Here is a 24,057-nt window from a genome sequence, read left to right as displayed (position 1 = left end):
TCTTTATATTATCTAATTTTTTAACAACTCAAATACCGGCAACCTGTCGGCCGCTACTTCTATTTCAATTTTAGCGGGGCCTTTTACCTTCTTCCCCAAATCATTTTGCCAGGTACCTTTTGGCAAATACACCGTTTTAGTAGTACCGTTAGCTACCATTGGCGCTACAAGGTATTTACTGCCCAGCATAAACTGCCCCTGTACATTGGCAAAACCCTGGTTAGGAAATTCATATTCCATACTGCGGGCAATAGGTTCGCCGCTTGTGGCAGATGCCTTTACCAATTGCATAATGTAGGGTGTATACTTTGCCCTTATCTCCACCGCTTTTTTAACCGCCGCCAAGCTTGGTTTTGATAATACCCGCCATGGTGCTACCGAAAATTGCATCATGGGCATCAATGCCGAGCATTGCGCCGATCGTACCACCAATTGCTCATCCAGTTTATCCTTACCTATGAACGAGCCGTACTCGCCACCGCCGATCATATCGGGGCAGGTAAACTGGTAACCCAGCAGCCCCGCGGTGGTAAGGTGCGGTATCAGCTTTTGCAGATCTTCCCAGTTATGTTTTTTATCGCGCAGGCGCTGTACCAATGGCTGGCCCCCCATTTTCCACATGGCACGGTACTCGTTGAGCGGGTAAAATAAACCCAATTCGGCCCAAAGCCTGCTGTGTTCATTAGGTGTCGCTTTTTTGTAGGATAAAGCCGTAGCCGGATAAAAATCAGCATCGCCTGCATCAAACTTAAAACCATCGAGGTGATAGGTATTCAGTATATGATCTAACCGGCCACGGAACCATGTAATGGCTTCCGGATTAGTAAAATCCATTACCGAGCTGTACCCGTTCCACCACGATATGATGGCCGGCTTATCCGCCTTTACCCATGTTTTGGTGGTATCGCCGCCGTTATCAAACAACAATAGTTTTTTATCAAGCAGCTCCCTGAAAACTTCGGTATCAGGCGATACAAACGGACTAACCCATAACATCACCTTAAAACCTAAACTATGCAGGGTATCAACCATAGCCTTTGCATTGCTGAACCTGTCGGCACGAAAATCGAAACGGCCATAATAATCTGCCCAGTTATCGTCTATCATAATTACTCCCGGCGGAAAACCATTATCAATAATGGCATGGGCGTAATTCAAAATGTCCTTTTGGTTCTGATTGTAAACCAGCTCAATCCAGGTGTTGTATTGCGGCTTGCTGAACAACAAGGTATCGGGCAGTTTATTTTTCGAGGGGAAAAAACGTTTCGCGGCGTTCTTAAATGCCTCGCGCAGGTTTTTACCAGCCGAATCAATTACCAAAGCGCCTTTTACATCACTGATCACCAAACTGTTCTTTTTAAACGTAAACTTAAAAGGCTCTTCGCTCCAAATAAAACGGCCTTTGGTTGATACCAATAAGGGCGCTGCCTGGTTGCCGCGGGTATCGCCATACATATTCAGGCTGTAGCCGTCGGCAAACGGCATCAGGTGGGCATCGTTTACCGCGCCGCCAAACCATTTTTCACCATTCTTAATAGCTATAGTTGTTTGCGCGTAAAGCTGTACAGTTGTACATAACATCACTGCTAAAAACAAAGCTATTTTAAATAATTTTATCATTTACAGCAGTATTATCAGTTAACTTTTATGGTGTGGTTTAGCTTGTTGTAACCTGTTGTGGCTTCCCAAACATTGTTGTTAGCTAAACGGATACTATACTCCGGACGGGTAGCTATGCTGGCATATTCGTCGGGCAGGTTAAGCAGCATTTCATAATCGCCTGCCGGGAAATCAGATGGTATACTGATGCTTTCCTCTACCTTTTGCGTACCCGAATACCATTTTCTTACATCAGTTGCCAAGGTTAGTGACTGTATCTCGCCAGTTTTGGTGTTGCGTAATACCAGTTTGGCGGTACGTTTATTATATGGCGATGCATAACCCACGTTTTTAAGGTTGATGGTGATGTTTAATGATGTACCACGAACTACGTTATCAGGCAGTACGGCACTCTCCAACACAAAACGGTAGCCTAAATTCTTTTTAATGTTATCCATACAACCGCCTGTTTGCCAGTCGTTATTTACCTCGGTATTGTAATGGGCGTTAATGTAGCTGTAGTGCATGGACGCAAATTCTTCCTGCGCGTGGCCGCCCGGTTCGCAGTCATTAGCCGGACTATAAGCATCTGAACAGGTTTCGCCGCCTACTACCACGTATTTGCTATCGGCCTTAACATACTCACGCAGGGCATTTACTACCGAGCCGTCGGCACTGCGGCCGGTTGAGCTGTTGCCCAGATCTTCGTAAGTACCAAAATCATTTGAGCTGGCCAAAAAGCAATCGTTGTGGAAACCTATCCGTGCAGCATCACTCCCCGAAAAGCCTTCGCCATCGGTTAACGCGGCTGAGCTTACCTGCGAATTGATACCGTAAACATAACGCTGTTTAAACTGCGGCGTGCGTACTTGCACCATCCTGTCGGCAGGTACGGCATCAAGCATGGCTTTCAGCACGGCTATCCTGTCCTGCCAGTTATTGTCAAGCAGTTTACCTTGCGCGGCGTTGTTTGATGGATCGCCAAAGTAATCGCTGTAATAATTTTCGCCCCAGGTACCTATAAAGCCCAACTGCACACAGGCAATTACATCGGCATTTTCATGCAGTATAGGTTTCAACTGCGCTATGTGGCTTAATATGATCGCTTTTGAAGCATCGCCATAAGGCGCGCATATAAAACCTTCGGGGCAGCTGCCTGCATTCGCGGTAGCCGTATACACAAAACGCGGTACCAGTTTTACACCGGCAGTACGGGCAGCCACCATATCTTTTTGTATGTTGCTTAAAAAGCTGGCGCCTATTACCGCGTTAGTCAAATTATCCAATATATAATAACGAAACACCAGTGTACTATACACCTGGTAATTAGCCGTAGGTATAGCTTGCAGTGTGCGGTAACTTTTCAGTTCATCGGCATTTAGCAACTGGTAGTTACTGGCGTAAGTTTCCGAATAGCGGTAAAAGCCACGTTCCGGGTTCGGAAAATCTTCGGTACTTTCGGTATAGCTAACGTTTACCTTCTCTACCTTTACCAGGTTGTCGGCCTTATCTTTACAGGACATAAAGTTTGTTGCCAGCATTACTGCCGATAACAGGTATACAGATGTAAATTTTATATTCATGTTGTTAATAGCTAATGTTATAGTTTAAAAAATATCTTGTTTTTGAACAACCAGTAGCATAGCGCCCACTCCAGTACCCAAACTGAAAGTGCCGATATCAGCGCAGCTAATTTTACAGGGATGCTAAACAAAGTGATCAGCATATCGCCGGTAAAAATGGCTACTACCCCATTCAGCCATTGTACGCCTATGGTTTCAAAAAACAGGTAAATAAAAATGGCGTTCATACCTACTACGGTAAATATCCATACGTATTTCAGGTTTTGCTTCACGTCTATAAGCCAATAGGTTGCAGCCAGTATCAACAATACCCAACCACCCGAAGCAAACGCGAACGAACTGGTACTGATACGCTTGATGATAGGCTTTATACCCGTTACATCCAACCCAAAGCCAATTAGCAGTGCAATTAAACCGGCCACTACAAGCGCTTTTATTTTATAGGCCGATGTATGGCCCGATACCAGCAGCTTGCCCGCAAGTACACCCCATATAGTATGGGCAGCGGTAGGTATGCAATTGATGGTTACCCAGCCGTCGCTGTTGATCTTACCCATCAGCAGGGTATCCACATAAGCGCCGAAATTGTGGCCTTCTGTAAAAGGTTGCTCAAAGCCGGGCATCAGTATGGTGCGGTACAAAACTTCGGTTAAAATGAGTAACGCTATTGAGAATATCAGTTGCCAGCTGTATGAGCGATTAATGATCAGGTAAGCTACTATACTGGTGAATGACAGTTGCGTGAGCACATTCCACAGTTCCCAAACGGGTTTGCCCGCGTATACACAATGCAGCGCGGTGCCGCAAATGAACAACTTAAGGCTGCGCCATAATACATGCTTAAAATTTGTTTGCCAGTTGGTGCCTTTATCCAGCTTTCGGCTGTATGATATGTACATTGCCGCCCCCGCCATAAACATGAAGGCAGGCTGCACCAAATCCCAAAAGTGCAGACCATGCCATGGGTGGTGGAAAAACTGATCCACCAATAACGCCGCGGGTTGTACCGGCTCCAGGTGTTTCAATGCTTCAAACAGCATGCAGCTTTCGGCACAAAGCAATATCATGATCATACCACGCATCACATCTAAGGATACAAGGCGACCGGCAACAGGCTGATTAGCTGTAGTAGTAGTCATATAGCGGCTAAATAATTAATCATTTAATCTATTGATATTAAAGCGAATAAGCAATAAGCTTACTCACTCATATCTAACTGAAAGCTTGCTGTGCCGTCATCCGGCGCGCTGCCCAAAGTTACCGACCAATCATTTTTTATAGCCTGAATTGCAATACGTAATCCCGAACCTGTAAGTCCTTTCAGTTTACCACGGGCAATACGCATTTCAAATTTCACTAAGCCGCCTTCTTCTTTAATGGTGCCTACAGTGTAAGCATCGGGAATTGATTGCTGATCGAAACTGAAAGCGCTTTGTGCCCCTTTGTGGTAAAATATATCTACCCCTTTGGTAAGCAACTGTCCTTCTAACAAAATATCATAACCACCATCGGTAAAGGTACCTGTCAGTAAACCTGTAGTCGCGCTGTTATCCGAATCGATATAAAAATCGAAGATATCGGCATCGGCCTTTGTGCGGGCCATTTCAATGTAGGCATAAACATAGTTACCATCATAATCAAACTTAACGGTATTGAATACTCCTTTTCTTGCACCCAGGGTAATAACGTTATTGTTAACATTATCCCAGTCGGCCAGTGAGTTATCATTGATTTTTACCGGGGTTGTTTTGGCTATACGCAACACGGTTGACGCTTCGGCTGTTTTACCGCTGACTGATGCTGTTAACGTAGGTACGTATTTGCCTTTGCCCGGATAGGTATGCGAAGGATTTGCATCGGTAGAGGTTGTACCATCGCCAAAATCCCATTTGTAATTGCTTACGCCTTCGGTTTTTACCGTGAAGGTGGCGGTGGCTCCGTCAACCTCCACTTCATACAGCAGGTCGGTTAACAGGGCGGTTTTATCTTTTTTACATGAGCTGAATACCAAACATGCTGCCGATAGCATGAACACGTAAATTTTTAAATTTTTCATATCAATTTGTATGTTAATATTACGGTGTGATAATTTCAATTATGGATTTTGAGTTACAGCAGGGTTGCTTAATACCTCATCAATAGGAATGTAGTATATGGTGCGCGGACTGGTGTATGGCACAGTAAGGTTAGGATAACCGGTTGGCGTTTTCGACAGATCTACATCGGTTTCTTTTAAACCGGCCAGGTGGTATCCCCAATAAGCCTTGTTCAAAGTCTTCTTGTTACGGAAAACATCATAAGTGCGGTGACCTTCAAATGCCATCTCAATACGTTTTTCCAACAATACTACATCTAAAGCGGTGGTGTTAGCCGGCACCACTTTGTTATAGAGCGATGCTTGCAAACCACGATTTCTGCGAATCATGTCCACATCATCCAGTGCGGCGTTATTGTTACCTGTTTTGGCTTCGGCTTCGGCACGGATCAGGTACATTTCGGCAAGGCGGAACATGATAGGCGAACTTAAGTTAGGTAAGCCGCCCTGAAAAGAGAACTTGCTGATGTAATAAACTTCAATACCGTTTCTTTTTACTATCGCACCATTCGCGTCTTTTGATGGTACAATGTACGACCATCGAACATCCTCGGGATGCGCAGACATAGCAGAACGTAATGATGATGATGCATATTCCTCGCCCCACCCCGAGTTACCATCTGAATAGATCATTGATGCTATTGAACCAAACTTGCCGTAATCATCAATTTGTGTAAAAGCGACACAGAAAATTGTTTCGGAGCTTGTAGTAGCATTAGCGAATAATGTTGGGTAAGTAGCAGCGGTAGATAAAGTGTATTTACCTGTATTAATTACCTTGTTAGCATACTCAATAGCTTTAGCGTTATCTTCTTTATAAATGTTAACACGAGCTAATAATGCCCATGCTGCCGCCTGCGATGCGTATTGTACACCGCGTGGCTGGGTCATTAAATCGGCAGCCTTTTCAGCATCGGCAATTACTGACGCGTATACCTCGCTTACTGTTGATCTTCCTTTTTTAGCCGGATCGGTAAGGTTGGTACGTAAAATTATACCCGCCGAATTTGGATCTACACTGTACGGTTTACCAAAAAGGCGTACCAGGTTAAAGTGGCAAAACGCACGTAAAAAATAACACTCGCCCAATAACTGGTTGGTGGCTGCATCTGTTTTGCCCGATTTTTCAACCGCGTCGATAACCGTGTTTACGCCGGTAATGATCTTGTATGATACATACCAGTAATAACGGGTATTACCTTGCGATGGCGAGTGGCCAAGGCTAAAGCTATAATACAGAGGGTCGGTAGTTACCTGGCCGCAAACTATGTCATCACTCGCGAAATCCGACAGGTGATAGAACTGACGCAGGTACATGTTGTTTTGATCTATAGTACCATTAAATTCGATATGGTCTTTCAACAAAGCGTAAGCTCCGTTTAAGGCATTGGTTAAACCATCGGTAGTAGTAACCAGTGTATTGGTGCTAATGGCATCGCTCGGAGAAACATCTAAGTTTTTACAGCTGCTTGCTGCAACAACCATAAGGGTAATGAAGGTGAATATTTTCTTTTTCATATACTTTATATTAATAGGCTGCAGCCTGCTTAAAAGTTGAAATTAACGGTTAACAGATACTGACGGTTGTTAGGATACTTAAAGTCGGACACGCCCGGTGTTGCAAAGCTGCCCGGTGTAATAGTAGTTTGCGGATCCTGACCAAGGAAATTTGAGAAGGTGGCCACGTTATCGGCAGTTACACCAACACTAATACCTTTCATGCTTATTTTGTTAGCCCATGCTGTTGGCAGGGTGTAACTGAAAGCGATGTTCCTGATGGTGAAATAGCTGCCATCTTTTAAGTAACGGGTTGATGTTTCGGTTGAGTTGGCCGAGTTTTGCGGACTTGGCTCTGTTGCCTGCGTATCACCAGGGCCGCTCCATATCTTAGCACCGTCAGGCAGCCTGATCTGGTTATAATATGGCTCGTGTCCGTCATTCATCATAAACCTTAAGTTATTGCTGAAAACCTTGTTGCCGTAGTTAAAGTAAGTACTCACCCTTAAGTTAAAGTTTTTATACTTAAAGCTGTTATTAAAACCGCCCTGGTATTTAGGCAACGCCGAACCAACTTCCTGGTTGGTGGCCTGCGCGTAATCTGATGTTTTTTCGCTGGCAACGGCTTTGCCTTCGTTATTGTAGATCAGTTTTTCCCAAACAGGGGCACCGGTTTGCGCGTCGACACCTAACCATTTAGGCATGTAAAATTCAAACAGGTTACCGCCGTTACGGTAGATCTGCGATATGCTCCATGAACCTGTCTTGATAATATCCGACGGGAAGCCCGATAGTTTGTTATTGTTAAAATTGATAGTGAAATCAGTAACCCATTCAAAATCCCTCGTTTTGATGTTGGTAGAGTTAATGCCTACCTCTATACCTTTATTGATAACGGTACCGGCATTTTCCCACTTGGTTTCAAAACCAACCGACAGCGGTTGCGATACTTGCAGCAACAGGTCTTTAGTATCGTTACGGTAAAGGTCGACAGTTAAGTTTACCCTTTTAAATAAACCAATGTCAATACCCGCATTGATCTGGCGTTTGCTTTCCCATGTTAAATTAGGGCTTGCCAATTGGTAAGGCACCGCGCCTACCAATGAGTTATATTGTGTAGTTAAGGAGAATAAACCAAGGTATCTCGACGCACCGATATCCTGTGTACCGGTAACACCGTAGCTGCCTCTTAAACGCAGGTTACTGATGACACTGTTATTGGCCAAAAACTCTTCGCTGCTGGCCAGCCATGATGCCGATATAGATGGGAAACCACCATATTTATTACTTGGGGCAAAGTTTGATGAACCATCATACCTGTACGAACCGGTAACAAAGTACTTGCCTTTATAGCCGTAGTTAACCTGCGATAATAATGATTGCAGTATATACTTATTATTGTAGCCATTAACCAATTGGTTGTTTGATACAACGTTCAATACTTTCAGACCTTCAGGCAATCCTTTACCCGAACCGCCCGAATATTCAATGCGGCTGCTTTCAAACGCGGCACCTGCAAAACCATTAAGGGTATGGTCGCCAAACTTAAAATCGAACTTGAACAACTGGTTACTGATAACACCGTAGTTAAGAGTATTCAATTCATCAATGTAACCGGTACCATGATAAGTACCTGCCGCTATAGGCGATACATAATTAGTGCCTTTGTTAAATGATGCCGATACCCTATTGGTGCTTGCAAAAGTTAACCAGTCGGTAATGCGGTAGTTGATACCCAGATCGTAATTTACATCGAAGCCTTTGTAAGAGTGATCTGAATTTTGCACGGTATTGATCGGGTTGATCTTATCTCTCGACCACCATTTAAAGGTAGAATTACCATCTACATAAATTGGCTGGCCATTTGCATCGTAAGGGTTATCCCATGGCATATTCAGGAATGAATAATATACATCCATGTAATCGTAGCTTTTACCCTGCGATGCGCTTAGGTTGATATTATTGGTTATATCTAATTTCTTTGAGAAATGATAGGTGGAATTACCACGTAAGTTAACACGCTCAAAATTGGTATTAATAAAAGTACCTTTTTCTTTATAGTACGATGCACCTACATAGTAATCGTTCTTTTCGGTTTTGCCGCTGGCAGATAGGTAAAAGTTATATACCGGTGCCGATTTAAACGATTCTTTCGACCAGTTATAGTCCTGATCTCTTAATGACAGTGGGCGCTCGGCATAAAATTTAACCAAATCGATCTTGTACGAGTTATCAGTAGCCCCCACGATATAATCGCGGTAAAACTCTTTTTGATAATCATACAGTTCGCTGCTGTTCATCAGCTTCATTTTACCAAAGTCGGCCGTTCTGAAACCGGTTGAAATTTTCGCCTCAAATTTGGTTTCGCCTTGTTTGGCGCTTTTAGTAGTTACAATGATAACGCCCGCGTTGGCTTGCGAACCGTATAATGCCGTTGCACCCGCATCTTTCAATACAGTAATGCTTTCCACATCATTAGGGTCGTAATTACCGCCAATAATACCATCAACCACAAAAAGTGGGCTCTGGTTGGCATTAACCGATGATACGCCGCGCAGCCTGATCTCGGCCACCGAACCCGGCGCACCAGAGCTGTTAACCACCTGTAAACCGGCAACTTTACCCTGCAACATGGTACCCACGCTGTTAGCGGTAACGTCTTTCAGTTTGTCTGCAGATACTACGGTAACGGCGCTGGTTAACTCGCTTTGTTTTTTGCTGCTGTAACCTACCACCACTACATCATTCAACTGGGTTACATCTTCAACAAGCGATATCGTTAAATTTTTTTCACCGGCGGTAACTTCTACCTCTTTGGTTTGATAGCCTATAAAGCGAGCTTGCAGTATCGCTTTACTACCGGTAATACTAACAGAGAAACTACCATCGGCTTTGGTGGCGGCACCTCCCTGGCTACCTTTTACCGATACTACTACACCCGGCAGGGGTTGCTTGTCCGCAGCGGAAACCACAGTTCCGGTAACTGTGGTGGTGGTTTGGGCAAATCCGTTTAGATAACCCAGCAGACAGCAACAACAGATAAGTAAAATTTTGTTAATCATATTGTTAGTTAAGTTTTAAGGAGTACGTGTGTATTTGATTTATCGTGATACCGTAAAATTGATGTAAAACAATTGTTAATAAAAGGCACACGCGGCAGGCGGAGTAAAAAACAATTTGCGCAAACGTTTGCGCACGTTACGCAAACGTTTGTTCTATTTTGCGTAATTTGCGCAAAAGCGGATTTTTATTTTGAATAATTCAATAAAACACCGCATTATATACCACTAACACCAATAATAACGTGCATATATTTGGCATTTATTACAAATAAGGCAATGTATACCGAATAAAAATTGGGAAGGGAATTACAGTGAGTAGTCGATCATCTGCGAATCGATGATGTGCTGAAAATAGGTTTCGTTCGATGTGGATGCTTCGTCAGATCTTTCGATCATCTTAAACAAATATTCGGTAGCCATGCATGATTGCTGCCCTGCGAATTGTTCAATAGAAGCCAGCGGCAATGTATCCATATATTCCCATATTGGGAGATTGGCAAAGCTAATGAAGCTGATATCTTTATTTACGGTAAGCCCGGCGGCTTTAACAGCGGCAATGCAATCAAGCACCACATAATCGTTAAATACAATTACGGCCGTGGGCCTGTTTTCCAATGTCAGCAGCTTCTCTATAGCCTTAACATTATCGCTTTTGGCCAGCGTGGTAGCTACCATAATATCCTGATCAACCGGGAGGTTGTTTTCTTTTAAACATTTAAAATAGATCTCCAGCCTTTGCAGGGTAGCGGCAAGTTTGGCGGGACCGTTAATAAGGCCGATACGGCTATGCCCCATGCCTACCAGTTTGGTCATGGCTTGTAACATGCCCGACAACAGGTTACAGGCCACAAAGTTGATATCCTTACGTGCGGGCACCCTGTCAAAAAACACTACGGGAATGTTATACTTTTTCAGGTTTTCGAAATGGTCGTACGTGGAGGTGTCTTTGGTAAGCGATACCAGTACGCCATCTACACGGTGATCTTTCATGTTCTCAACTATCCTTTTCTCCCGCTCAAAATTATCAAGCGACTGGCCAATAATTACGTTGTAATTATTTTGCTCGGCAATGTCCTCAATTCCCGTTAGGGCCGATGAAAAAAATGGTTCGGAAAGGTTAGGAATGATCACCCCTATGGTGTAGGTTTTGCGCTCTTTAAAGTATATGGCAGATTTGTTTACCTCGTAGCCAAGCTCCTTGGCCATTTTGTGTACGCGCATAGTAGTAACCAGCCCTATACTGGGGTGATCGTGCAACGCACGCGACACCGTGGAGGCGGAAACATTAAGCTTTTTGGCAATTTCTACTATTGTAGGTAACTTATTCTTCTGCATTTATAAAACACGCGCTTTTACTGTCTACCGTTCTAAATCTACACAAAAAATTAACATTTAATAAACTAAATAACAACCACTACTTCATAAACTATTAATGTTGAACGCTGTTAAATATACTATCACCAATCCTCAAAAACCATGAACGATCTGTTATTTGCAACAGCATTTGCTAAAGAGCTTGAGGCCGAAGCACCTGCTACCATTAAATGTCTCGAACGTATCCCGGCCGAACTTTCTAAATGGAAACCGCATCCAAAATCAATGGAACTGGGTTACCTCGCACTGTTGGTCGCCGAAATTCCGCTGTGGATAACGCACATCATTAAAGACTCGGAAATTGATTTTGCCACCTTTTCACACCAGCAGGCCACAACACCCGAAGAGCTTGTAGCACATTTCAAAAGCAATGTTGCCGGAGCAAAAGAGGCCTTGTTAAATGTTAAAGACGGCACGCTGGATGAGATATTTTACCTGAAGGCAAATGGCGAAACGCTATTCAGTTCGCCCAAGCACGAACAGGTTGAGTCAACCATTAATCACCTGGTGCATCACCGTGGGCAGCTTACCGTTTATATGCGGCTAAATGATATCGCGGTACCATCTATCTACGGCCCTTCGGCCGATGATAAGAATTTCGCCGGTCAATAGCCATACGGCATTACTAAAACAGTCACAAACTGTCTGATGAGGTTTCGGCCAGGTCACCGGCCGGGGCAATAGTTTCATCAATAACAACAGGCTCGGAAGAATAACCGAACAGGGCTTTCGCTTTAATAATATCGGCAACCTCGTTTGGTACATATTCTTCCCAGCCGGTTGTGCCTTGCTTAATAAACTTCAATACCTTATCAGTCTCCACATTCAGGTTGTTCTCGTTATAATGCCTGATATCTTCTATCTTATTATTAGCGATCAGGTAACGGAAAAGATCTATCAAATGCGGCGGTGGCGTGAATTTAAGGCAATTCCAGATAACGCCATTGCGCAAAGTTGGGTACACAAACAGTTTCACCTTACGGCTAAACAGCGTAGCGAACGATTCGAGGATACCACCCGGTAATTCGCGGTAATGCTCTTCCGAAAATATATACTCCAGGTTGGGATAACCTAATACCACCCCCATTTTAAGGCTGGTGATTTTCGACAGGTACGCCACCAGTTTATAGTACTCGTGGAAATTAGAGATCAATACCGTTTGCCCAAGCGAGCAAAGGATATCTACACGATCTAAAAAGTCTTTTTCGTCGATCTCGGCAGTGGTATCGGCATCACGCTCTTTTAAGGCTTGCAGCGTGAGCTCGGTAATTACCATTACGTTCTTTTTATCTACATCGGGCTCCTGTACAAATTGTTTTACGCCCTGGTTAAGCATATCCAGATGAACGTTGATCAGCGGACGGAAACGGCCGCGAATAACCACAATATGTTTTTTGTATAATACCTCTGATGGCTGCTGGTTCTTACCATCCGGACCGAACACGGCGGCATCTGAAAAGCCATATTTCACCAGGTGCAAGCTCATCAGCCTGTTATCAACCTTGGTAAAGCCCGGCCCCTCAAAGCGTATCATATCTATCTGTATCCTGTCTTTCGACAGGTTATCCATCAGCGATTGCAGGAAAACCGGCGGGGTATCATTATAATAAAAACAAGCGTATATAAGGTTCACGCCCAATATACCTACCGCCTGTTGTTGCAGGTTATTATCGTTATCGAGCAGTTTAACGTGTATTACCACATCATGATATTCGCCATTAGGCTCCATCTGGAAGCGCACGCCCATCCAGCCATGACCTTCGTTGGTTTTGTAATAGTTAAGCGCCGAAAAAGTACCCGAAAATGCGAAGAATGTAGTTGAGCTGCCTCGTTGCTCGGCCAAACGCTCTTTCAATAAGCCATACTCATGGTCGAGCATGGAGATGAGGCGGGTTTCGCTAACGTAACGTTTTACTTTTTGCACGCCGTAAATGGCATCAGAAAAGGTCATGTCGTAAGCCGACATGGTTTTGGCTACAGTGCCGGCGGCAGCACCGGCTTTAAAAAAATTTGCGGCTACATCCTGCCCGGCACCAATTTCGGCAAATGAGCCATATATTTTAGGATTAAGGTTTATGGCAAGTGCTTTTTGCTTTGTTCCGATATCTTTATTATGGATGCTCATATTTCAAATTGAGTATTTCAGTGTGGCTGAAAAAATAATTACTCAAAAATATAAGCATTTCACCGCATTACCGCAATAATATTGTAGAAATCTACCGGTCGGCTTTGCGGGGCCATCAATTTTAATATTAGATATATTTTATTTCGTTAAACTAAAATAGCGATTATAAACCGTTCTAATAAATCCGTAGCGTATACCTCTCTAATTTTCCATTTAAAACCGATCAATTATATCAAAAAGTACAAAAGAAAACACCGATCGTATTAACAAACGCAAAGCGATTTGGGGTACTTTTGGTTTATTAACCTCAATTAATAAACCTGTATGAAAAACGAATTAACAGCCAATGCGATAGCGCAATACCGTCGCGATGGTTTTTTGGTTATCGAAGATTTTTTATCGCCCGATGAACTTAATTTTTGGCGTGAAGCCCTAAACGAAGCGGTAGCAAAACGCAATGGCAACAAAATGCCCGATCGTAAAGAGGTTTATGGCAAAGGCGACGATGCCGATAAATCATACTACGATAATGTGTTTGATCAGCTCATTAACTTATGGCAGGATAATGATAAGATAAGACAAATAATGCTGGATGAACGGCTTGGTAAAATGGCTGCGCAACTTTCGGATTCGGATGGTATAAGAATATGGCACGACCAGGCGCTGATAAAAAAGCCCTGGGCCAACCCTACTTCCTGGCATTTGGATACGCCTTACTGGTCGTTCAGCGACAGGAGGGCATTATCAATATGGGTAGCCCTCGATGATGCTACTTACGAAAATGGCTGTTTGTTTTTTATACCCGAATCATACCATACCACAACTTTTGAAAACCCGGGCATAGGCAAAAACATGGGCGCTATTTTTACTACCTATCCCGCATTTAAAACTACAAAAGCGGTAGCCGCCCCCATGAAAGCCGGAAGTTGCTCGTTTCATAACGGGCTAACCATACATGGTGCCCATGCTAACATGACACCGGGTTACCGACGTGCCATGACCTGCGCTTACATGCCAGATGGCGGCACATTTAACGGTACGCAAAATATTTTAAGCGACGAAGAGGTTGCCAAACTACAACCCGGCGACCTGCTTAACAACGACCTGCTTACACCATTAATATACAGCAAACATTAAGTAAATTTGACATTAGCTTACACAAGTACATTATTCTTAACATCAAGTATTTATACCATACCAGTAAATGACATTCAAAGCCCCATTATTTGCTTTTCTTATTTTGTTATACGCTTTTCAACCTGCACGCGCAGCGGAAAAAGTCGTACCGGGAATAATCAACAACACAACCGCTAAAGAAATTACCATCAGCACCCCGGATAAAAACCTTTCGATGGTGATTGATTACTCTACGGGCTGCGTGGTGAAAAAATTGAATATAAAGGGCAAAAATGTATTATCAGTGTCGGGCATTTATACTGGTTTACGTATCGGTGGAGATAAATTTTCTTCCGCAGAGGTACTGAATAGTATAAAGGTTATCAATAATACACAAGGCATCACTTTAAGCAATATAAGCTATGCCGCCGGAGTAAAGGAAACGTGGGCATTCAAACTGAACGGCAATAAAATAGTCTGGAAAATCACCCGCGACTATGCTACCGACCTTCACCTCGAAGATATGGCCTTCCCGAAATGGAATTTCGCTAATCTGAACGTTTGGAAAGGCGGCATAATAGATAACGGCGGCATGGTATGGTGCAAATATTTGAAAGAGGTAAATGATACTTACGGTGTACACACAGGCGGCATAACCTTTTGGAATGCCGAAACAGGCAACGGTTTACGCATAGTGCCGCGCATCGCCAATGGCAAATCAATTGCCTCGGCTTACTCCCACAGTCCTGCTAACGAGTTTACTTTTACACAACTGCTTACCGATGCACCGCTTAAACAACGTTATAATCTGAACCGTTTTGTTGCGCAAAAAGCAGATGTATTTGCCCCTTTTGATATAAAAAAAGGCACCGCAACGGTAAGTTATGAGTTGCAATATATCGACTATGGCAAAGAATATTCGAAAGGCGAACTGCCCGGTGTAGATGCCACCGTAGTGCGTGAGCTGATGAACACTACCGGGCGTTATGGTGTGGTAGATAATACCATTGTGGGCGCTAATGGCTGGCTTACCAACTGGAAATGCCTGCACGAACCCTTCTTCGCGCAGATAGGAATGGCGCTCAACGACAGCAATTACACCGCCAACATGGCATCAACCCTGAATCGCGAACGGGATGTGGCCATGCAGCCCGATGGCCGTGTACTCTCCCGTTGGCATAATGAGGCAGGCGATGAAATACCCGGAACTTACAATGCCGAAACAGGCTATTATGAAGCGATGTGGGGCTATACCATTGATTCTCAAACAGGTTACGTAATTAACGCAAGCGAACAGTTTGACCTTACCGGCGACGTGGAGTGGCTGCGTTCGCACCAATCGTCCTGCGAAAAGGCGCTCGACTGGCTCATTAAACGCGATAGCAATAATAATGGCCTGGTTGAAATGATGAACAACAACATCGCCGAAAAAAAGGCCAGCGACTGGTTAGATATTGTTTGGGCAAGCTTTGAAAACTCCTTTGTAAACGCGCAATTATATGAGGCTTTAACGCTGTGGACCAACTGCGAAACCATTTTAGGCAATAAGCAAAAAGCAAAGTACTACGCTGCCGTTGCCCAACGCCTTAAAACGGCTTTTAATAAACCTATTGAGCAGGGCGGCTTTTGGTCGGCCAGCAAGCAGCAATATGTTTACTGGCGCGATAATGATGGTTCGGTACATGGCGATAATTTAGTTACACCGATCAATTTCGCGGCAATTGCCTTTGGTTTATGCGATGATGCTGACCGCAAGGCATTAATATTAGATCAGATTGAAAAACGCGCTAATACCGAGCATTTGTTTCACTGGCCGTTATGTTTTGATTCTTTCAAAAAAGAGGAAGTGAGCGGCGGTAACTGGCCCTTCCCTAAGTACGAGAATGGCGATATATTCCCTACCTGGGGTTACCTGGGCATAAGAGCTTACGCGCAATACGATAAGGCTATAGCATTAAAATACATCAGTAACCTTATTGAGCAGTATAAAAAAGACGGCCTTTCATCGCAACGCTACAGCCGTACCACGCAATTGGGCCTTGGCGATGATATTTTGGCCGGGATATGCACAAGCATCACCGCTTTATACCGCGATATTTACGGCATTCGCCCTAAATGGAACAGGATGGGCCTTGAACCCAATCTGCTTGCCAAACTCAACGGAACCGAATTTAAATACACGCACCTCGGCACATTATATACGCTCAACTTAAGCGTTAACAATTATGTAATGCGCAGCAATGGTTTCACCATCAGCAGCAAAGCAGCCTTCGGAGCTAATAAAACAGGCAACACATTGAGCTATTACCCCAGTAATGCAGAACTCGTCGCCTTAAAAATAACCGCTGCAACCAAAAAAGCTATCGATGTAAAGATCATCGACCCGTCATTGCCCACCCTTTCGTGGAATATTAACTCGGCCGATGCCTACCAAATTACATTGCAAGGTTTGCAGCCTGCAAGTGGTTACAAAGTTTTGATAAATAACAGGGCGCAAAACGTAAAGACAGATACAAAGGGAAGTTTTTCAATAAAAATAACTTGTAAAGGGGTTACGCATTTTGTTGTTAAGCGTTTATAACAGACATTTGAATAAACCAGCTACCAAAATGCAGATCAAATTTTTCAGCCCGCTTTGGGGGCATGAACACCTCCCAATTTCCGACTATCTCGACCTGATAAAAAACGCCGGGTACAATGGTATTGAAACATGGATACCCGCTAACGCTACCGATAAACGCATACTGTTCGATTACTTACAGCAGCACGAAATGGATATCATTTCCTTTCAGCATGAGGCCGATGGCAACACATTCGACGAATTTAAGGCATCGTACCTGAAGAACCTGCATGCCTGTGCCGAGCCGCAACCCATCATGATCAATTCGCATACCGGCCGCGATTATTTTTCGCTTAGCCAAAACATGGAACTGATTGATATAGCGACAGAATTCACCGAAAAAACCGGGATACTGGTAGTGCACGAAACCCATCGTGGCCGGGCAGGGTATTCGCCGCAGGTGGCAAAAGAGATGTTCGATATCAATAAGGATTTTATGATCACTGCCGATTTTTCGCACTGGGTTTGCGTAACCGCCAGCATGCTCCAAAATTTTCAGGAGACTATAGCCGAGGCGATAAATCGCGCACCTCACATACATGCAAGGGTTGGTTTTGAAGAGGGCCCGCAAATTGGCGACCCGAGAGAACCCGCGTGGAAGTACGCTTTAGATACCTTTTTACAATGGTGGGATAAGATAGTGGAGATTAATGCCGCCAGCAATTCAGATGTTTTAACCATTACTACCGAGTTTGGGCCGCCGCCTTATATGCAATTACAGCCGTTTACTGATCGGCCTTTGTATAACCAGTTTGATATTAATTGCTACATGAAAGATCTGCTTACCGAAAGGTATAGCCAATACATCGGGTAATCATCAAAGGCCAATGCATCCTAACTATTTTAAATACCTTAATATAACCCCGGTTGAAGAGCGCTGGGGCTTGTATGTAACCACCACAGGGTATTCGAGGATAGCGCCAAATGACGATTACCCCAATACAGAGCATCCGCCAAGTCATCACCTTACCTGGAACAGGGGCCGCATTTTAAATGACTATTATGTGGTGTTCATTTCAAAAGGGAAAGGCGTGTTCGGTTCGGCCTTAAGCTCACCGGCAGACATTGTTGCCGGTAATTGTTTCCTGCTTTATCCGGGTGTATGGCATCGCTACAAACCCGAGCAACGATCGGGCTGGGAAGAATACTGGATCGGTTTTAATGGCTATTATGCCAAGCAGCTGATGGAGAACGGTTTTTTTGACAATAAAAACCCGGTTATTGATTTAGGTTTGAATAAAGATATGCTCGTACTTTTCCGCTCGTTAATTGAGCAGGTACAGCAGGCCTTAACAGGTTATCCGCAGCAAATCGCGGGCATTACGCTTCAAATTTTAGGATTGATCAGTAACATTATCCAGCACCGCGATAACCATAACGACCCAACCGGCAAATTGATAGCCAAAGCTAAATTCATCATTCACGAATCGTTTGAGAACGTGCTGGATATGGAGAAACTGGCCAAAGAGTTGCCGATGGGCTATGTTTCTTTCCGTAAGGCGTTTAAAAAGATCACCGGCGAATCGCCCAATCAATACCACCTCAATTTAAGGATGGAACGCGCCAAAGACCTGCTTACTTCAACCGTTTTAAACATCAACGAAATTGCAGATCAAACCGGGTTCGATTCTGTCTTTTACTTCTCCAAGCTGTTTAAAAAGAAACATGGCATTTCGCCAAGCGTATATCGTAACAACCACGAAAAAATTATTGAATAATAATTGCGGATATTACGCCAAAGGCAGGCTAAAGTAAAAAGTAGAACCTTCACCTAAAATACTCTCCGCCCATATTTCGCCGCCATGGCGATAAATGATCTCGGCACACAGGTACAGCCCAATACCAAAGCCGCTGATGGTTTTGGTTTGGTTGTTCTCCACCCGGTAATAGCGTTCAAACAGGCGTTCCAGATCGTGTTCGGCTATGCCAATTCCCTCATCTTTTACGCTTACCTGTACGGTACCGTCCAAATGCGTGCATACCAAATGAATGGATTTGCCTTTAGGCGAATATTTAATGGCATTGCTCAAAAAGTTATTGATCACCTGCCCTATCTTATCCCTGTCGGCCTCTACAAATATGGCCTCGCATTTGGTAAATTCAAGTTGATGGCTCGGGTTGGTTAATTGTACATCGCCCTGTACTTCTTCAATCAACTCTTCAAGGTTAAAATGTTGCGTACTCAGGTGGATCTTGCCCGATTCCAGTCGAGATACATTCAGGAAGCCATTGATCATGGCGGTCATTTTTTTAACCTGGTTGTTGGCTTTTTCTAAGGCGCCGCCGGTAAAGGTATCTTCTGCTTTTTGGGCTTTAGATGCCAACATTTGAATGTAAGCGCTCAATGAAGTAAGCGGCGTTTTAAGCTCGTGACTCACCATACCAATAAAGTCGTTCTTACGCAGATCGTCCTGTTTTGATTCGGTGATATCCAGCAGTGTGCCGGCTACAAAGGCGCCGTGTAAGTCATCGCCCTCATATAATTGTCCCGTTGCCCTGACCCAACGCAGTTGATGATCGTGCAAGCCGGTAACATTAAACTCTTGTTCAAAACTCACCTTGTTTTGTATGGCTCCCCGCATTGCGCCTACAAATACATCTTTATGTTCATCGCTGATACAAGCCAAAGCATTCTCATAAGTAATGGCTTCATCGACATGAAAGCCGAATAACTCCTTAAATCTTTCCGAAGCCGTGAATGTTTTGGTATTAAAATTAAAATGCCAGGTACCCAATTTGGACGATTCTATAGCCAGTCTTAATTGCGTTTCGGCCTGCTCAACGGCCTTACGGGCAACAACGCTATTGGTATTATCAATAACCGTGGCCAGTACGCGGTTCACTTTGCCATCCAGGTCTTTCAAAGGCTGATAATGGTAGTCAACATAAAATAAGCGCCTGCCCTCTACATGATTGAAGTAAACAGGCCTTTCGTGGTGAACAATGGTTTCGCCGGTTTCCAGTACGTGCTTCCATAATGAAGGAAAAGGCTGCGATTTCAATTCAGGAAACACCTCCAGCATCGGGCGGCCAAGCACTTCATCGGCCTTTTTATTCCAAAAAGAAAGTATGGCCTTGTTGGTGGTAGAAATTATATGATCGGGGCCTAACAGCACCACTACCGGCGCGGCCAGCGTATTCAGTATCTGGTCGAGTTTTGACTTACTGTAACTAAGGTCGTGATGAGCAGCGGTCAGTTGCTCGTTTATAGCGGTTAGTTCCTCGTTGGTAGCATTCAGCTCTTCGTTAAGCGCGGTATATTCTTCATTGAGCGAGCTAAGCTCCTCGTTACTGGCCTGGTACTCTTCCACTACGGCAGCCAACTCATCGTTTGAGGTGGCGAGTTCTTTTATAAGCCCTTGTTCTTTAATATCCTGTTCGGCAATGGAGTGCCTGTCAGTTACGTTTTGGGTTACATCGTGCGCGGTATGCAATAAAGCGTACACCTGCCCCGCTCCGTTGCGGATGGCGCGGTATTCAAAATTAAAGTAGAAAGTTTGCAATACACCATTCGCCATCAAATCGGCAGGCGTATTTTTAGCGGTATACGTTTTGCCGGTTTGCCACACGCCTTTTAGCAGGTCGGTAAAGGGCTGACCTTTAATTTCGGGAATAGCTTCTTCAAAAGTTTTGCCGATAACAGAGCGGTCTTTACCCCAAATAGCGATCATGGCATCATTGGCGAAACCTATTTGCAGCTCTTCATTGGTATAAATCGCCGTTGCTTCATTGGCGAGCATCAACACATCTATTAATGCAGTATCCTGCAAATAATTACCTGTATCCATCAACCCTATATGCTCCATTCAGCAAAAATAAAAAAAGGCCTCACTTTACAGCATCTTATCATCGTATTTTCAAACAGTTTTATTTACAGCTGACATTTATTCTTAACGGTTTATTTAGGGCGATGTTTTAGCTTATCCAATTTAAAAAAACCTCAATAAATACTAAAATAATTAGTAATTTATTATATTTGACACCAAATATTGAGTGTTTAAATAGTGATGAATAATAGTTGCCTTACCAAAGAAGCAAAAGCCTGGGTAAAACGCAAACACGGGCCCGATGAAATAGTACGCGTTATACCCGCCATGGAACGCAATGGCGTAGTATTATGCTATCAGCTATATTCCGCATTCGACGAAAACCCGGAAGACCTTGGGCGGATCTTGTTCGATACGCAAGGCTATTGGATATACGACGGCGATATGCTAACCATTGCGGAACAGGAGCAGGTGGCCCGCTTTATTATCAACTATACCGAAGTTTACTGATCGTTCCCTCCCATTAAGCGTTATTAAAATTTACGGGTAGCTATCCGGCAGCAAATATTACCTTTGAACTCATTTGTTAAATTATATGGTACTGGAGCCCTTTCATCAACTTGTTCTGAATTTTATTGAACACACCAACAGGCCCATATTTTTAACAGGAAAGGCAGGCACAGGCAAAACCACTTTTTTGCGCTGGATAAAATCAAACATTACCAAAAACCTGGCTGTGGTAGCCCCTACAGCGGTGGCTGCTATCAATGCAGGCGGGGTAACCATCCACTCCTTTTTCCAGGTGCCGTTTGGCCCGCAATTACCTGCTACTAATGGCAGTTACGAAATAAGGCAGATCAGCCTTGAAAAAGATAAGTTACTGAAATGTCTCGACCTGCTGATCATCGATGAGATCAGTATGGTGCGTGCCGATACGCTGGATTATATCGATGCCGTTTTGCGACAGTCGAAAGGTTCATCACGACCGTTTGGCGGGGTACAGCTGTTAATGATAGGCGATTTGTTTCAGCTGCCGCCCGTTTATGAGAAAGACTGGCCCGTACTGAAGAACTTTTACACCGGTCCGTACTTTTTTCATAGCCTGGCATTCAGGCAATTTCCGGTACTTACCTTTGAATTAACACAGGTTTATCGCCAAAAAGACCCGCTTTTTGTAGATATCCTCAACCACATCCGTAACGGCTATGCCAATGCAGAAATGCTTGCGCAGCTAAACGCGCATTACGATGCCAACCTGAATGCCAACTGGCTTAAAGATTACGTAACGCTATCAACCCACAACAAACTCGTTAACGAAATAAACCAGCAGCGGCTGCAAGAACTGGATGGCGAACCCTTCACATTTAAGGCCACCGTTACCGGCGATTTCCCGAAAGATGGTTACCCTGCCGAGCAGGAACTGGTGTTGAAAGTTGGCGCGCAGGTAATGTTCATTAAAAATGACAGTTCGGGCAAAAAGCAATATTACAATGGCCGTACGGCAAGGGTTACGGGCATGTCGGCAACCAATATCAGGCTTACATTTTTAGATGACGATTCGGAATTTGAGGTAGTGCCCGAAACCTGGAACAACGTAAAATACGCCCTGGCTGCCGATGAACGCCGGGTGAACGAATCAAATAACGGCTCATTCAGTCAGTACCCTTTGCGCCTGGCCTGGGCCATTACCATCCACAAAAGCCAGGGACTTACTTTTGAAAAAGCGGTAATTGATGTAGACGCGGCTTTCGCGTTCGGGCAGGCTTACGTAGCGCTTAGTCGCTGCCGTACGCTGGAAGGGATGATTTTGAAAGCCCCTGTTCGTGCCGAAAACATCCGTACCGATCCGGAGATCATTCGCTTTATGCAACAGGCCGTGGCGACATTGCCGGATATGCATCTATTGGAGAAAACAATCCGCGAGTTAGAGTTGGAAACGCTTAGCGACATTTTTGATTTTACTGTATTGGCCAGTGGCTGGCAGCAGCTTAAAAAGTATTTCCCTGCGGATGAACAACAGAACAGCACTTTAAACAACCTGATACAACAGGCCGAAACTTTAATATTACAGGATATTAAAACCATAGGCGACCGCTTTATTCGAAAGGAATTATCTCCGGCCATCGCTTCTGCCGAGCTTTGGAGTAATGATGCGTTTACCGGTCGCTTAAAAAATGCCGCTGCTTATTTTGTGCCGAAGGTTAGCAGTCTTGGCAAAATTATCAATGATATTTATACCGTTATAAAAGGCACCGACCTTATGGTTGAGTTTTACGACAGCCTGAACCACTTCCTCGTTAACCTGAAAGCTAAAACAGCAGCGTTTACACGGTTACCCGTAGCATCGTCCGTTAACGATGTTTTATCGTCGGTACAGGAAGCGGGTATTAGCTTTCAGCCTATTTATAAAAACTGGAACAGCAAAGCCCTTCCGCAAGAGAAAGAGATTGTAAACCCCGAGCTTTACCAGCAATTACTTTTGTGGCGCAAAGAGGTAAGTGAAGAGCGCAAACTTTTAGAATACAACCTTGTATCAGATAACGCGCTTCGGGATATTACGGCCAAGCTCCCACGCTCATTAAATCAGCTGGCTCAAATAAAAGGTTTCGGCGATGTAAAAGCTAAAGACTTTGGCGACCAATTATTAAAAATGATCCGCGGCTATTTGGGTGAAAGCGACTTGTTCGGATAAATGGGTAAACCATTTTAAAAAATACCAGTGCATTTTGAAGAATATGAAAATCACCCTTCGTTTTAAGAATATTTTTATCGCAAAAGCATCGTTTAGCAAATCTATAGCTAAACAAATAGCGTATATAGCTGTATATTGATACATAACATCAATACAGCCTATGCATCAAAAGTTACTTTATATCATAGCCATTACCCTGCTCTTCGCCTTTTCGGCCAGGACGGTGGCTAATATTAAAGTAAACTTTATTGATAAGAAAGTTTTGGTTGAACAAACCGAAAGCGACGAAGATACCGAGAAAGACATCAGCAAAGAGAAACCGGAACCGATAACCTATCATTCCACCCCGGTACGCTGGCGGGCATTGGTAACTGCTAAAGTTACCTTTCTTAACTTCAACGAGCATCCTGCAACGGCTAAGCATTTTTTCGCGGTACCTACCCCACCGCCCTGGCTATCGTAAAACTCCCATTATTGTTTCTTATACACGGTTAATTCAAAGGCCGTAATTATTCATCATTTATCTT

At 44.0% G+C, this 24,057-nt stretch carries 17 protein-coding genes; 8 read left to right on the top strand and 9 right to left on the bottom strand.

All coding sequences use genetic code 11. The features are described from left to right. Positions 1–12 precede the first annotated feature (12 nt). From AC07NA_RS22370 to AC07NA_RS22340, 7 genes are all read right to left on the bottom strand, one after another. Positions 13–1,620 carry a glycoside hydrolase family 31 protein gene (locus AC07NA_RS22370; protein WP_494899919.1) on the bottom strand — a complete coding sequence of 536 codons (1,608 nt, stop codon included), beginning with the start codon at positions 1,618–1,620 and terminating at the stop codon, positions 13–15. A 14-nt stretch (positions 1,621–1,634) separates the two neighbouring features. Continuing rightward, positions 1,635–3,182, bottom strand: a complete 1,548-nt coding sequence (locus AC07NA_RS22365; RefSeq protein WP_494899917.1) for a DUF4832 domain-containing protein — start codon at positions 3,180–3,182, stop codon at positions 1,635–1,637. A gap of 17 nt (positions 3,183–3,199) precedes the next feature. After that, positions 3,200–4,321, bottom strand: a complete 1,122-nt coding sequence (locus AC07NA_RS22360) for an acyltransferase family protein (protein ID WP_494899915.1) — start codon at positions 4,319–4,321, stop codon at positions 3,200–3,202. A 59-nt stretch (positions 4,322–4,380) separates the two neighbouring features. Further along, positions 4,381–5,238: a PKD domain-containing protein gene (locus AC07NA_RS22355; RefSeq protein WP_494899914.1), complete on the bottom strand. Its 858-nt coding sequence runs from the start codon at positions 5,236–5,238 to the stop codon at positions 4,381–4,383. Between the two features lie 39 nt (positions 5,239–5,277). Beyond that, a complete protein-coding gene (locus AC07NA_RS22350) occupies positions 5,278–6,795 on the bottom strand; it encodes a RagB/SusD family nutrient uptake outer membrane protein (protein ID WP_494899912.1) in 1,518 nt (505 codons plus the stop codon). Between the two features lie 29 nt (positions 6,796–6,824). After that, positions 6,825–9,836, bottom strand: coding sequence for a SusC/RagA family TonB-linked outer membrane protein (locus AC07NA_RS22345; RefSeq protein ID WP_494899911.1), 3,012 nt, complete (start codon positions 9,834–9,836; stop codon positions 6,825–6,827). Positions 9,837–10,142: 306 nt separating this feature from the next. Next, a complete protein-coding gene (locus tag AC07NA_RS22340) occupies positions 10,143–11,171 on the bottom strand; it encodes a LacI family DNA-binding transcriptional regulator (RefSeq protein ID WP_494899910.1) in 1,029 nt (342 codons plus the stop codon). A 141-nt stretch (positions 11,172–11,312) separates the two neighbouring features. Between AC07NA_RS22340 and AC07NA_RS22335 the strand changes: the two genes are divergently transcribed. Continuing rightward, positions 11,313–11,822: a DinB family protein gene (locus tag AC07NA_RS22335; RefSeq protein ID WP_494899909.1), complete on the top strand. Its 510-nt coding sequence runs from the start codon at positions 11,313–11,315 to the stop codon at positions 11,820–11,822. A gap of 22 nt (positions 11,823–11,844) precedes the next feature. Here the strand turns inward: AC07NA_RS22335 and AC07NA_RS22330 are convergent, their stop codons facing one another. Then, positions 11,845–13,335: a TonB-dependent receptor gene (locus tag AC07NA_RS22330; protein WP_494899908.1), complete on the bottom strand. Its 1,491-nt coding sequence runs from the start codon at positions 13,333–13,335 to the stop codon at positions 11,845–11,847. A gap of 324 nt (positions 13,336–13,659) precedes the next feature. On the opposite strand from AC07NA_RS22330, the gene AC07NA_RS22325 reads away from it, so the two are divergent. From AC07NA_RS22325 to AC07NA_RS22310, 4 genes are all read left to right on the top strand, one after another. After that, entirely contained in the window at positions 13,660–14,472 is an 813-nt protein-coding gene (locus tag AC07NA_RS22325; protein WP_494899907.1) for a phytanoyl-CoA dioxygenase family protein, read from the top strand. Positions 14,473–14,539: 67 nt separating this feature from the next. Next, positions 14,540–17,032, top strand: a complete 2,493-nt coding sequence (locus AC07NA_RS22320) for an alpha-L-rhamnosidase-related protein (RefSeq protein ID WP_494899905.1) — start codon at positions 14,540–14,542, stop codon at positions 17,030–17,032. A 28-nt stretch (positions 17,033–17,060) separates the two neighbouring features. Further along, positions 17,061–17,885 carry a sugar phosphate isomerase/epimerase gene (locus tag AC07NA_RS22315; protein ID WP_494899903.1) on the top strand — a complete coding sequence of 275 codons (825 nt, stop codon included), beginning with the start codon at positions 17,061–17,063 and terminating at the stop codon, positions 17,883–17,885. Between the two features lie 13 nt (positions 17,886–17,898). Beyond that, on the top strand, positions 17,899–18,789 hold the full coding sequence (locus AC07NA_RS22310) for an AraC family transcriptional regulator (RefSeq protein WP_494899901.1): 891 nt from the start codon (positions 17,899–17,901) through the stop codon (positions 18,787–18,789). A gap of 12 nt (positions 18,790–18,801) precedes the next feature. On the opposite strand, the gene AC07NA_RS22305 is transcribed toward AC07NA_RS22310, so the two are convergent. Then, a complete protein-coding gene (locus AC07NA_RS22305) occupies positions 18,802–20,877 on the bottom strand; it encodes an ATP-binding protein (protein WP_494899899.1) in 2,076 nt (691 codons plus the stop codon). A gap of 201 nt (positions 20,878–21,078) precedes the next feature. Here AC07NA_RS22305 and AC07NA_RS22300 point away from each other — a divergent pair, with 201 nt between their 5' ends. The 3 genes from AC07NA_RS22300 to AC07NA_RS22290 all read left to right on the top strand — a co-directional run bounded on the left by AC07NA_RS22300 (position 21,079) and on the right by AC07NA_RS22290 (position 23,993). Beyond that, a complete protein-coding gene (locus AC07NA_RS22300; RefSeq protein ID WP_494899897.1) occupies positions 21,079–21,348 on the top strand; it encodes a hypothetical protein in 270 nt (89 codons plus the stop codon). Between the two features lie 85 nt (positions 21,349–21,433). Further along, the gene (locus AC07NA_RS22295) at positions 21,434–23,530 is read left to right on the top strand and encodes an HRDC domain-containing protein (RefSeq protein WP_494899895.1); all 2,097 of its coding nucleotides are present in this window, start codon (positions 21,434–21,436) and stop codon (positions 23,528–23,530) included. Between the two features lie 160 nt (positions 23,531–23,690). After that, positions 23,691–23,993: a hypothetical protein gene (locus tag AC07NA_RS22290; protein ID WP_494899893.1), complete on the top strand. Its 303-nt coding sequence runs from the start codon at positions 23,691–23,693 to the stop codon at positions 23,991–23,993. The last annotated feature ends 64 nt before the right edge of the window (positions 23,994–24,057 follow it).

Source organism: Mucilaginibacter sp. GW821-FHT07G05, from assembly GCF_059418565.1.
Note: the sequence above shows the minus strand (reverse complement) of the source record. Positions and strands in the feature narration are given on the sequence as shown.

Excerpts from the sequence above, each read along its gene's own strand:
- AC07NA_RS22335 (WP_494899909.1), top strand. The coding sequence starts at position 11,313 with ATGAACGATCTGTTATTTGCAACAGCATTTGCTAAAGAGCTTGAGGCC.
- AC07NA_RS22310 (WP_494899901.1), top strand. The coding sequence starts at position 17,899 with ATGCATCCTAACTATTTTAAATACCTTAATATAACCCCGGTTGAAGAG.
- AC07NA_RS22300 (WP_494899897.1), top strand. The coding sequence starts at position 21,079 with ATGAATAATAGTTGCCTTACCAAAGAAGCAAAAGCCTGGGTAAAACGC.
- AC07NA_RS22330 (WP_494899908.1), bottom strand. The coding sequence starts at position 13,335 with ATGAGCATCCATAATAAAGATATCGGAACAAAGCAAAAAGCACTTGCC.
- AC07NA_RS22350 (WP_494899912.1), bottom strand. The coding sequence starts at position 6,795 with ATGAAAAAGAAAATATTCACCTTCATTACCCTTATGGTTGTTGCAGCA.
- AC07NA_RS22295 (WP_494899895.1), top strand. The coding sequence starts at position 21,434 with ATGGTACTGGAGCCCTTTCATCAACTTGTTCTGAATTTTATTGAACAC.
- AC07NA_RS22320 (WP_494899905.1), top strand. The coding sequence starts at position 14,540 with ATGACATTCAAAGCCCCATTATTTGCTTTTCTTATTTTGTTATACGCT.
- AC07NA_RS22340 (WP_494899910.1), bottom strand. The coding sequence starts at position 11,171 with ATGCAGAAGAATAAGTTACCTACAATAGTAGAAATTGCCAAAAAGCTT.
- AC07NA_RS22315 (WP_494899903.1), top strand. The coding sequence starts at position 17,061 with ATGCAGATCAAATTTTTCAGCCCGCTTTGGGGGCATGAACACCTCCCA.
- AC07NA_RS22360 (WP_494899915.1), bottom strand. The coding sequence starts at position 4,321 with ATGACTACTACTACAGCTAATCAGCCTGTTGCCGGTCGCCTTGTATCC.
- AC07NA_RS22345 (WP_494899911.1), bottom strand. The coding sequence starts at position 9,836 with ATGATTAACAAAATTTTACTTATCTGTTGTTGCTGTCTGCTGGGTTAT.
- AC07NA_RS22355 (WP_494899914.1), bottom strand. The coding sequence starts at position 5,238 with ATGAAAAATTTAAAAATTTACGTGTTCATGCTATCGGCAGCATGTTTG.
- AC07NA_RS22290 (WP_494899893.1), top strand. The coding sequence starts at position 23,691 with ATGCATCAAAAGTTACTTTATATCATAGCCATTACCCTGCTCTTCGCC.
- AC07NA_RS22370 (WP_494899919.1), bottom strand. The coding sequence starts at position 1,620 with ATGATAAAATTATTTAAAATAGCTTTGTTTTTAGCAGTGATGTTATGT.
- AC07NA_RS22305 (WP_494899899.1), bottom strand. The coding sequence starts at position 20,877 with ATGGAGCATATAGGGTTGATGGATACAGGTAATTATTTGCAGGATACT.
- AC07NA_RS22365 (WP_494899917.1), bottom strand. The coding sequence starts at position 3,182 with ATGAATATAAAATTTACATCTGTATACCTGTTATCGGCAGTAATGCTG.
- AC07NA_RS22325 (WP_494899907.1), top strand. The coding sequence starts at position 13,660 with ATGAAAAACGAATTAACAGCCAATGCGATAGCGCAATACCGTCGCGAT.